General features: G+C 30.6%; 8 protein-coding genes. 7 read left to right on the plus strand and 1 reads right to left on the minus strand.

Going from position 1 to position 9,185, the window contains the following annotated elements; all coding sequences use genetic code 11:
* A partial coding sequence (locus tag ACTG3V_RS14185) for a TonB-dependent receptor domain-containing protein (RefSeq protein WP_439132830.1) occupies positions 1–972 on the plus strand: 972 nt, incomplete at its 5' end.
* Positions 973–1,037: 65 nt separating this feature from the next.
* On the opposite strand, the gene ACTG3V_RS14190 is transcribed toward ACTG3V_RS14185, so the two are convergent.
* Entirely contained in the window at positions 1,038–1,550 is a 513-nt protein-coding gene (locus ACTG3V_RS14190; protein WP_439132831.1) for a hypothetical protein, read from the minus strand.
* Between the two features lie 258 nt (positions 1,551–1,808).
* Between ACTG3V_RS14190 and ACTG3V_RS14195 the strand changes: the two genes are divergently transcribed.
* The 6 genes from ACTG3V_RS14195 (at position 1,809) to dnaJ (ending at position 8,748) form a co-directional block, all read left to right on the plus strand.
* Entirely contained in the window at positions 1,809–4,130 is a 2,322-nt protein-coding gene (locus ACTG3V_RS14195; RefSeq protein ID WP_439132832.1) for an ATP-dependent helicase, read from the plus strand.
* A gap of 159 nt (positions 4,131–4,289) precedes the next feature.
* The gene (locus ACTG3V_RS14200) at positions 4,290–4,937 is read left to right on the plus strand and encodes a DUF4290 domain-containing protein (protein WP_439132833.1); all 648 of its coding nucleotides are present in this window, start codon (positions 4,290–4,292) and stop codon (positions 4,935–4,937) included.
* Positions 4,938–4,939: 2 nt separating this feature from the next.
* On the plus strand, positions 4,940–6,250 hold the full coding sequence (gene murA, locus ACTG3V_RS14205; RefSeq protein ID WP_439132834.1) for a UDP-N-acetylglucosamine 1-carboxyvinyltransferase: 1,311 nt from the start codon (positions 4,940–4,942) through the stop codon (positions 6,248–6,250).
* Between the two features lie 90 nt (positions 6,251–6,340).
* A complete protein-coding gene (locus tag ACTG3V_RS14210) occupies positions 6,341–6,886 on the plus strand; it encodes an HNH endonuclease (RefSeq protein WP_439132835.1) in 546 nt (181 codons plus the stop codon).
* 100 nt (positions 6,887–6,986) lie between these two features.
* Entirely contained in the window at positions 6,987–7,532 is a 546-nt protein-coding gene (locus ACTG3V_RS14215; protein ID WP_439132836.1) for a nucleotide exchange factor GrpE, read from the plus strand.
* 79 nt (positions 7,533–7,611) lie between these two features.
* Positions 7,612–8,748 carry a molecular chaperone DnaJ gene (dnaJ, locus tag ACTG3V_RS14220; RefSeq protein ID WP_439132837.1) on the plus strand — a complete coding sequence of 379 codons (1,137 nt, stop codon included), beginning with the start codon at positions 7,612–7,614 and terminating at the stop codon, positions 8,746–8,748.
* Positions 8,749–9,185: the final 437 nt, after the last annotated feature.

A 9,185-nucleotide genomic window follows, 5' to 3' on the forward strand; every position in this document is an offset into this window, starting at 1 on the left:
TTAGACAATTATCACTTTAAAGGACAAAGTTTACATTTTGATCTGGTAAATAAATACGAATTCTCTAATCAATTTCAATTGATTACAGGAATCAATTATCAAGAACATTCTAATCAAACAGAAACTCCGTTTGCAACAATTGATAAAGATGTAGCCAATTTTAACACCATAGACCCTTATGCAAGTATCGTTTACATTAGTAATTTTGGGTTAAGCGTAAATGCAGGAGGAAGATTAAATATGCATAATGTTTACGGAAATGAATTTGTTTACGATGGAAACCTAGCATACACAGCTCTAAAAAATAAAAATTCTGTTTTAAAACTAATCACTTCTTATAGCACTGCATTTATTGCACCAAGTTTATATCAATTGTATGATGGTTTTGCAGGTAATATTGATTTAAAACCTGAAACGAATAAAACTTTTGAAGCCGGTTTTGAAGCAAATTATAAAGATTGGATTCAGTTTGATGCTTTATATTTTAACAGAAATGAAGAAGATGCAATTATATATGATAACACTACTTTTAAATATGGAAATGGTTCTTCTGATGCCAATGGTTTTGAAGTAACGACTAAAGTAGTTCCAACAGAATACCTTGAATTTAATGCATCCTATACTTTTATAGATAGAGATAAAACAGAATATTTTGATGATTATATTGCCGCAAACAAAATTGGCGCAAGCATAAATATTACACCATTTAAAAATACATTCTTTAATTTTTCATACGTTAATGTGGGCGAAAGAACGGTTTTTGATAGATGGGGAACATTTGGCAACGCAGGCGAAGATGTAATTTTAGACAGTTATCAAGTGTTAGATGTAGCCGCAAACTATAAACTACTAGAGGAAACAGTTACTTTTTTTGGAGCAATTACCAATATTTTAAATGAGGATTATGATGATATTTTAGGTTTTTCTACAAGAGGTAGAAATTTTAAAATAGGAATAAGATTAAGCTTTTAATTTTCCCCCTGTTGTAATGGTTGTTATAACTAGAAAAGTCTTCTTGTAATGAGAAGACTTTTTGATTACAGTAGTTTTCTTACTTCACTTTTAATAAAGTCGATAGCGGTTTCTGTTGGAGGTAAGGTTTTAGCATAATCAATAAGTATATTTTCTCTAAAATCGTTGGCAGAATTAGAAACTTCAGCTACTTGTTTTAATTTATTAATAATGGCTCTTTTAGCTGCAATTATCGACAGCCAAGCATCATTAGAGATATAAATTTGCTGTACTAAATTATGTTCAAATTCTTGATCTATATTGGCTAAAATCAACTGTAAATAATCTGCAGTATTCTCAGATAAAGGTTTTACCCTTAACAGCATTTTAACTGGGTTTATACGCTCGCAAAACAATAGCATGCGTTCATAAGCTTGTAATTTTAGTGGCAGTGATTCTTTTTTATTTTGTGCCATCAATTGCATTTTTTTCTCAGTATTTTGTTGCTGTATAAAGCTATTAAACATATAATAAGCCACAAAACCTGTTACTGCTGCTGGTAAAATATAAGCGATGCTTTCTAAAATTTTATCTTCCATTAATTACAATTTATCTTAAAGATACAAATATAAAACTCCTGTATGAAAAGCAATTCCGAAAATTAATAAAGTATTGATTAAATTGACTTTTAAAACGTAATCTACCAAAGAATTCGGATTTTGGCACGAATTATTCAATCTTCAGATGTTAAGACGAATTTATAAATTGATAACTTGTGAATAAAAATTCGTAATCATTCTTTATAAAAACGAATAGTTTGGCTAATTTCACACTTTTAAATTCTTTATAATAAACTATTGAACACGTATTTAAATACTTTAAACGAGGCACAAAAACAAGCTGTACTTCAAAAAGATGGCCCAATGATTATTATTGCAGGTGCAGGTTCTGGTAAAACAAGAGTACTAACCTATAGAATTGCACATTTAATGCAATCTGGGGTTGATGCATTCAATATTTTATCACTTACGTTTACCAACAAAGCAGCAAGAGAAATGAAAGAACGAATTGCGGGCGTTGTTGGGGGTAGTGAAGCAAAAAATCTTTGGATGGGAACATTTCACTCTGTTTTTGCAAGAATTTTACGTTCAGAATCAGATAAATTAGGCTTTCCAAGTAATTTCACAATTTACGACACTCAAGATTCTGTTCGTTTAATCACTGCGATTATTAAAGAAATGAATTTAGATAAAGAGCGATACAAACCCAAACAAATTTTAAGCCGAATTTCATCTTTCAAAAATAGTTTAGTAACGGTTAGAGCGTATTTTAATAATTCGGATTTGCAAGAGGCAGATTTGCACGCAAGCAGACCAAAAGTAGGTGATATTTATGCTGAATATGTTGAGCGTTGTTTTAAATCTGGAGCAATGGATTTTGATGATTTATTGTTAAGAACCAATGAATTGTTAGCACGTTTTCCAGATGTTTTGGCAAAATATCAAGACCGTTTTCGATACATTATGGTAGATGAGTATCAAGATACCAATCATTCTCAATATTTAATTGTAAGGTCTCTTGCAGATCGTTTTCAAAACATTTGTGTTGTAGGTGATGATTCTCAGAGTATTTATAGTTTTAGAGGAGCCAATATTCAGAATATTTTAAATTTTCAAAAAGATTATCCTGATGTAAAAACCTTTAAACTAGAACAAAATTACAGATCAACAAAAAACATTGTAAACGCAGCAAATTCGGTTATTGCTCGTAATAAAACAAAGCTCGATAAAGAAGTTTGGACAAGCAATGATGCAGGAGATTCCATCAATGTAATGCGTACCATTTCAGACGGAGAGGAAGGGCGTTTTGTGGCACAATCTATTTGGGAAAACATGAACACCAATCAAATGACTCCAGATAATTTTTGTGTGTTGTACAGAACCAACTCGCAATCTAGAGCCATTGAAGATGCTTTGCGTAAAAAGAATATTGAGTATACCATTTATGGTGGTATTTCTTTTTATCAAAGAAAAGAAATCAAAGATATTTTATCTTATTTAAGAATCCTCATCAATCCAAATGATGAAGAAGCCTTAAAACGAATTATCAACTATCCTGCAAGAGGAATTGGTGCAACTACTATTGATAGGCTTACTATTGCTGCCAATCACTACAAAAAATCAATTTTCGAAATCATTAAATACATCGATAAAATTGATGTCAAAATAAATTCTGGAACCAAAAATAAACTCCAGAATTTTATGAATATGATTTTGCGTTTGCAAATAGAATCGCAAACTAAAAATGCATTTGAAATTGCGGAAACCGTAGTAAAACAAACACGTTTAATAAAGGATTTAGAAAAAGATGGTACTCCAGAAGCTGTTAGTAAAGTAGAAAACGTGCAAGAATTGTTAAACGGAATTAAAGACTTTATTACCGATAAAATAGAACAAGGAGAAGATGCCTCTTTAACTTCATTTTTAGAGGATGTTGCTTTGGCTACAGATTTTGATTCTAAAAAAAATAACGACAAACCTAGTGTTTCATTAATGACCATTCACCAATCTAAAGGATTGGAATATTTGTATGTTTATATTGTTGGTTTAGAAGAAAATTTGTTTCCTTCTGCAATGAGTATGAATACCAGAAGTGAACTAGAGGAGGAGCGCAGATTGTTTTATGTGGCATTAACAAGGGCAGAAAAAGTAGCTTATTTAAGTTATGCACAAACACGTTATAGATGGGGAAAATTAGTAGATGCTGAGCCAAGTAGGTTTTTAGAAGAAATAGATGACCAGTTTTTATATTATATTACACCAAAAGTTCCAGAACCTTCTGTAAATCGTTTTGTAGATAAAAGTATTTTTGGTGATGCTCCTAAAGGAATTCGATTTCAAAAACCAATTCAACGTAAAAAACAAGAAAGAGATCTTTTAAAAAAGAAAGAAATTACTATACCTAAAAATTTAAAAAAAGTATCACAAGCTACATCTAAACCCAATTTATTTGATGAAGATGTTGCTGTTGGTAATATTGTAGAGCATAATAGATTTGGTGCTGGAGAGGTGATTGCTTTAGAGGGAAAAGGACCAAATAAAAAAGCAGAGATTAAATTTAGTACAGTAGGTAAGAAGAAATTATTGCTTCAATTTGCAAAATTAAAGGTCATTGGGTAATTAATTACGAAATCATTATAACTAATTCGTAATTATTAATTATTTTGCGAGCCTAAAAGAACTACATATAATTATTTAATTGTCTGGTTAATTGTAACCAAATCTTATTTTAGAGTTTCTTAGATGCAATTAAATAAAAAATTTCATAAAAACAGATAAATGACATTTGATTTAGAATATAATTCAGAAAGAACATTAATGATTATACCTGAATATGGTAGGCATATTCAAAAGCTAGTAAATCATTGTGTAGCCTTAGAAACCAAAGAAGAACGTAATACAATGGCTAAAGCAATTGTAGATGTTATGGGTAATTTACAACCTCATTTAAGAGATGTTCCCGATTTTAAGCATAAATTGTGGGATCAACTTTTTATCATGTCTAAATTTAATTTAGATGTAGACTCTCCATATCCACAACCATCAAAAGAAGAATTACAAGAAAAACCAGAACCTTTAGCATACCCAAAATCTGCATCAAGGTATCGTTATTATGGTAATAATATACAAACCATGATAGATGTTGCTTTAAGTTGGGATGAAGGTGATATGAAAGAAGCCTTGGTTTTTACCATAGCAAATCACATGAAAAAATGTTACCTAAATTGGAACAAAGATACTGTTGATGACGCTGTGATTTTTAAACATTTATATGATCTTTCTGATGGGAAAATTGATTTAAGAAGCTCAGAAGAAGTATTGACTGAAAGTAAAGATTTATTAAGAAAAAGAAACTCACAAGGTCAAAACCATTCTAAGAATAATCACAAAAAAACGCATCATAGTAAAGGTAGAAAAAGATATTAAAAATGGCATCATTTAAAATTGAAGGTGGTCATAAATTACAGGGTACCATCACTCCTCAAGGAGCAAAAAATGAAGTTTTACAAATACTTTGTGCAGTATTATTAACTCCAGATAAAATTACGGTACATAATGTTCCTGATATTATTGATGTTAATAAACTCATTTTTATCCTTGGAGAATTAGGTGTTAAGGTTCATAAATTAAGTAGTAACTCATATACTTTTCAGGCAGATGACTTAAATTTAGCATATTTAGAATCGCCAGAATTTAAAAAGGATGGAAGCTCTTTAAGAGGTTCTATTATGATTGTTGGGCCTTTATTAGCTCGTTTTGGAAAAGGATACATCCCCAAACCAGGAGGAGATAAAATTGGTCGTAGAAGATTAGATACACACTTTGAAGGATTTATTAATCTAGGTGCAATTTTTAGATATAATAAAGAAGAATCTTTTTATGGAGTAGAGGCAGATGAGTTAATAGGTACAGATATGCTATTAGATGAAGCTTCTGTAACAGGTACTGCTAATATATTAATGGCATCAGTCTTAGCAACTGGCACAACAACCATTTACAATGCTGCTTGCGAACCTTACATTCAACAATTGTGTAAAATGTTGAATAATATGGGTGCAGATATTAAAGGTGTAGGTTCAAATTTATTAACAATCACTGGGGTTGATACACTTGGAGGCTGTGAACATACAGTGTTACCAGACATGATTGAAATAGGTTCTTGGATTGGTGTTGCAGTGATGACAAGATCATCATTAACGATTAAAAATGTAAGTTGGGAAAACCTTGGGCAAATTCCAAATGTATTTGCAAAACTTGGTATTGAATTTGAAAAAATTGATGATGATATTTATATTCCAGAGCAAGAATCTTATGAGGTTCAAAATTATATAGATGGTTCAGTACTAACAGTTGCAGATGCCCCTTGGCCAGGTTTTACTCCAGATTTATTAAGTATTGTTTTAGTAATAGCAACGCAGGCAAAAGGTACCATTTTAATACATCAAAAAATGTTTGAAAGTCGTTTGTTTTTTGTTGATAAATTAATAGATATGGGTGCAAAAGTAATATTGTGCGATCCTCATAGAGCTACTGTTATTGGTCAAAATTTTGAAAGCTCATTAAAAGCTACCACAATGACCTCTCCAGATATTAGAGCCGGAATTTCATTACTAATTGCAGCACTTTCAGCAAAAGGAACAAGTATTATCCATAATATAGAACAAATCGATAGAGGATACGAAAATATTGAAGACCGTTTAAAATCTATTGGTGCAAAAATTGAAAGAATAGAGAATTAAAAGATTAAACATTGCTAATAAAAGAAAAATTAAAAAAAAATGAAAATGAAAAAGTTTTATTTGATATTATATGAATTAAAACTTTACGAAATGATCAGAAATTTATGGCAAGAAGAATGGAAAGAAATTCAATTTGATAAAAAAATATCAAAAAAAGAAAAATTTAAAATTTCTAATTACGGAAGAGTAATTAATTGTAAAAACGAAAAGGAATTTTTAAGAAAAAAAACGTTTATCAATAAATATGAAACCATTTCTTTAAAACAAGAAATTAACAACAAATCTACTAGTAGGTATGTGCATAAGTTAGTAGCACAACACTTTTTAGAAAAAGATAGTGACGATCAGGTTTTTGTTATTCATTTAGATTATGATAAAAATAACAATGAAGTAACCAATTTAAAATGGGCTACAAAAAGAGAAAAAGAATTGCATCAATTTAACCATCCAGAATGGGATGAAATAGTTAAAAAAAGAACTAAGAATATTGGTAAATTAACGGAAGGAAAAGTAAAAATTATCAAACGTCAATTAAAAAATAATAGAACGAGAATATCCATGATAGCCAAACGTTTTGGTGTTTCTGATACACAAATACATCGAATAAAATCTGGCGAGAACTGGGCTCATGTGTAAATAACCTCAAAACTAACTTAAAATAGTGTCAATTTGACACTATTTTTTTATTGGCAACATTTTTGACAATAAATTGTAAACAATTTAACGATTACTGAAAATGAGTAAGCAAGAAGAAATAAAAGAAGAAGACATCAAACAAGAAGAAACAACTTCACAAGTAGAAGATAAACAGGAAGTTGAAGAAAAAAATAAAAAAGAAGAACCTACAGCAGAAGAATTAATTCAAGCAGAAAAAGATAAATTCTTACGCTTGTTCGCAGAATTTGAAAACTATAAAAAAAGAACAACTAAAGAAAGAATTGAGTTGTTTAAAACTGCGAGTCAAGAATTAATGACGGCTTTACTGCCAATTATGGACGACTTTGACAGAGGTTTGGCAGAAATCAAAAAGGCAAAAGACAAAGAGCTTTTAAAAGGTATGCAATTAATTAATGATAAGTTAAACAATACCCTTACTCAAAAAGGTTTAACACCAATTGAAGTTAAAGCTGGTGACACTTTTGACGTAGAAATCCATGAAGCAATTACACAAATTCCAGCACCTTCAGAAGATTTAAAAGGTAAAGTTATTGATTGTGTTGAGAAAGGATATAAACTAGGAGAAAAAATTATCCGTTATCCAAAAGTGGTTATCGGACAGTAAAACAGTAATCAGTAATCAGTTTTCAGTATTCAGTTTTTTAACTGGAAACTGATGACTTAAAACTGCAAACTAAATAAAAATGGCAAAACAAGATTTTTACGAAATATTAGGAATATCTAAATCCGCATCACAAGCAGAAATAAAGAAAGCCTATAGAAAAATGGCAATCAAATATCATCCAGATAAAAATCCTGGAGATACAACTGCTGAAGAAAATTTTAAAAAAGCGGCTGAAGCTTATGAAGTTTTGAGTGATGAAAACAAAAAAGCACGTTACGATCAATATGGTCATGCTGCCTTTGATGGTCCTCAAGGTGGAGGTGGCTTTGGTGGTGGTGGAATGAATATGGATGACATATTTAGCCAGTTTGGAGACATCTTTGGAGGTGGAGGTGGTTTTAGTGGCGGTTTTGGTGGCTTTGGTGGTGGAGGCCAAAGACAAGCCAGAGTTAAAGGGAGTAATATGCGAATTCGTGTAAAACTTACTTTAGAAGAAATTGCCAAAGGTGTAGAAAAGAAAGTTAAAGTTCGTAGAAAAGTACAAGCTAGTGGTGTAAGATATAAAACTTGTACAACTTGTAATGGTTCTGGTCAAGAGATGAGAATTCAAAATACCATTTTAGGTAGAATGCAAACTGCAACTACATGTAGTACATGTTCTGGAGCTGGAGAAATCATTAGTTCAAAACCTAATGGATCTGATGCTCAAGGATTAATTATAAAAGAAGAAACTGTACCTATTAATATTCCTGCAGGTGTAACAGAAGGTGTGCAGTTAAAAGTAGGAGGAAAAGGTAACGAAGCGCCTGGTAAAAATTCTATTTCTGGAGATTTATTAGTGTTGATTGAAGAAATTCCTCACGAAACGTTAAAAAGAGAAGGTACTAATATTCATTACGATTTATATATAAATTTTTCTGAAGCGGTTTTAGGAACGAGTAAAGAAGTAGAAACAGTTACAGGAAAAGTAAAAATTAAAATTGAGGCAGGTACACAATCAGGAAAAATATTACGATTAAAAGGTAAAGGTTTACCAAGTATAGAACGTTATGGTACAGGTGATTTCTTAATTCATATTAATGTTTGGACACCTCAAGAGTTGAATAAAGATCAAAAACAATTTTTTGAAAACATGGTAGAAGACGATAATTTTTCACCGAATCCAAATAAGTCTGATAAATCATTTTTTGAGAAAGTAAAAGACATGTTTTCTTAAAAAAGTATTAAAAGTAAAAAAAAAGTGTACAAATTTTATCATAAATGTTTTTTAGTAATCATTTTTAATATATATTTGTATTGTTGTCGAGAAATCGATAACACTTTTTCTTTTTCATAGCAATTTTTCCCACTCAAATTCTGTTTGAGTGGGTTTTTTAATTAATAGTAAATTATTAGATGTTTTTTTCTAAATAAATAATTAATTGCTATGAGAAATTAATAGTATTATAAAATTGAAGTACAATTAAATTATATTTAAAATTTAAAGCAGACTTATCTTATCGTCACGCTTTTAGCGTGTAGGAAAGTCCGAACACCAAAGAGTATTCATAGCGGATAACATCCGTCCAACGTAAGTTGAGGACAAGTGCAACAGAAAGCAAGTACAGTTAGGCTGTAGTGAAACCAGGTAAACTCTATGAGGTGCAATGCCAT

The organism is Polaribacter sp. (assembly GCF_965660385.1).
GTDB lineage: Bacteria > Bacteroidota > Bacteroidia > Flavobacteriales > Flavobacteriaceae > Polaribacter.

Bases quoted from the DNA above. Each gene is read 5' to 3' on its own strand.
- ACTG3V_RS14190 (WP_439132831.1), bottom strand. From the start codon at position 1,550: ATGGAAGATAAAATTTTAGAAAGCATCGCTTATATTTTACCAGCAGCA.
- ACTG3V_RS14200 (WP_439132833.1), top strand. From the start codon at position 4,290: ATGACATTTGATTTAGAATATAATTCAGAAAGAACATTAATGATTATA.
- murA (WP_439132834.1), top strand. From the start codon at position 4,940: ATGGCATCATTTAAAATTGAAGGTGGTCATAAATTACAGGGTACCATC.
- ACTG3V_RS14210 (WP_439132835.1), top strand. From the start codon at position 6,341: ATGATCAGAAATTTATGGCAAGAAGAATGGAAAGAAATTCAATTTGAT.
- ACTG3V_RS14215 (WP_439132836.1), top strand. From the start codon at position 6,987: ATGAGTAAGCAAGAAGAAATAAAAGAAGAAGACATCAAACAAGAAGAA.
- dnaJ (WP_439132837.1), top strand. From the start codon at position 7,612: ATGGCAAAACAAGATTTTTACGAAATATTAGGAATATCTAAATCCGCA.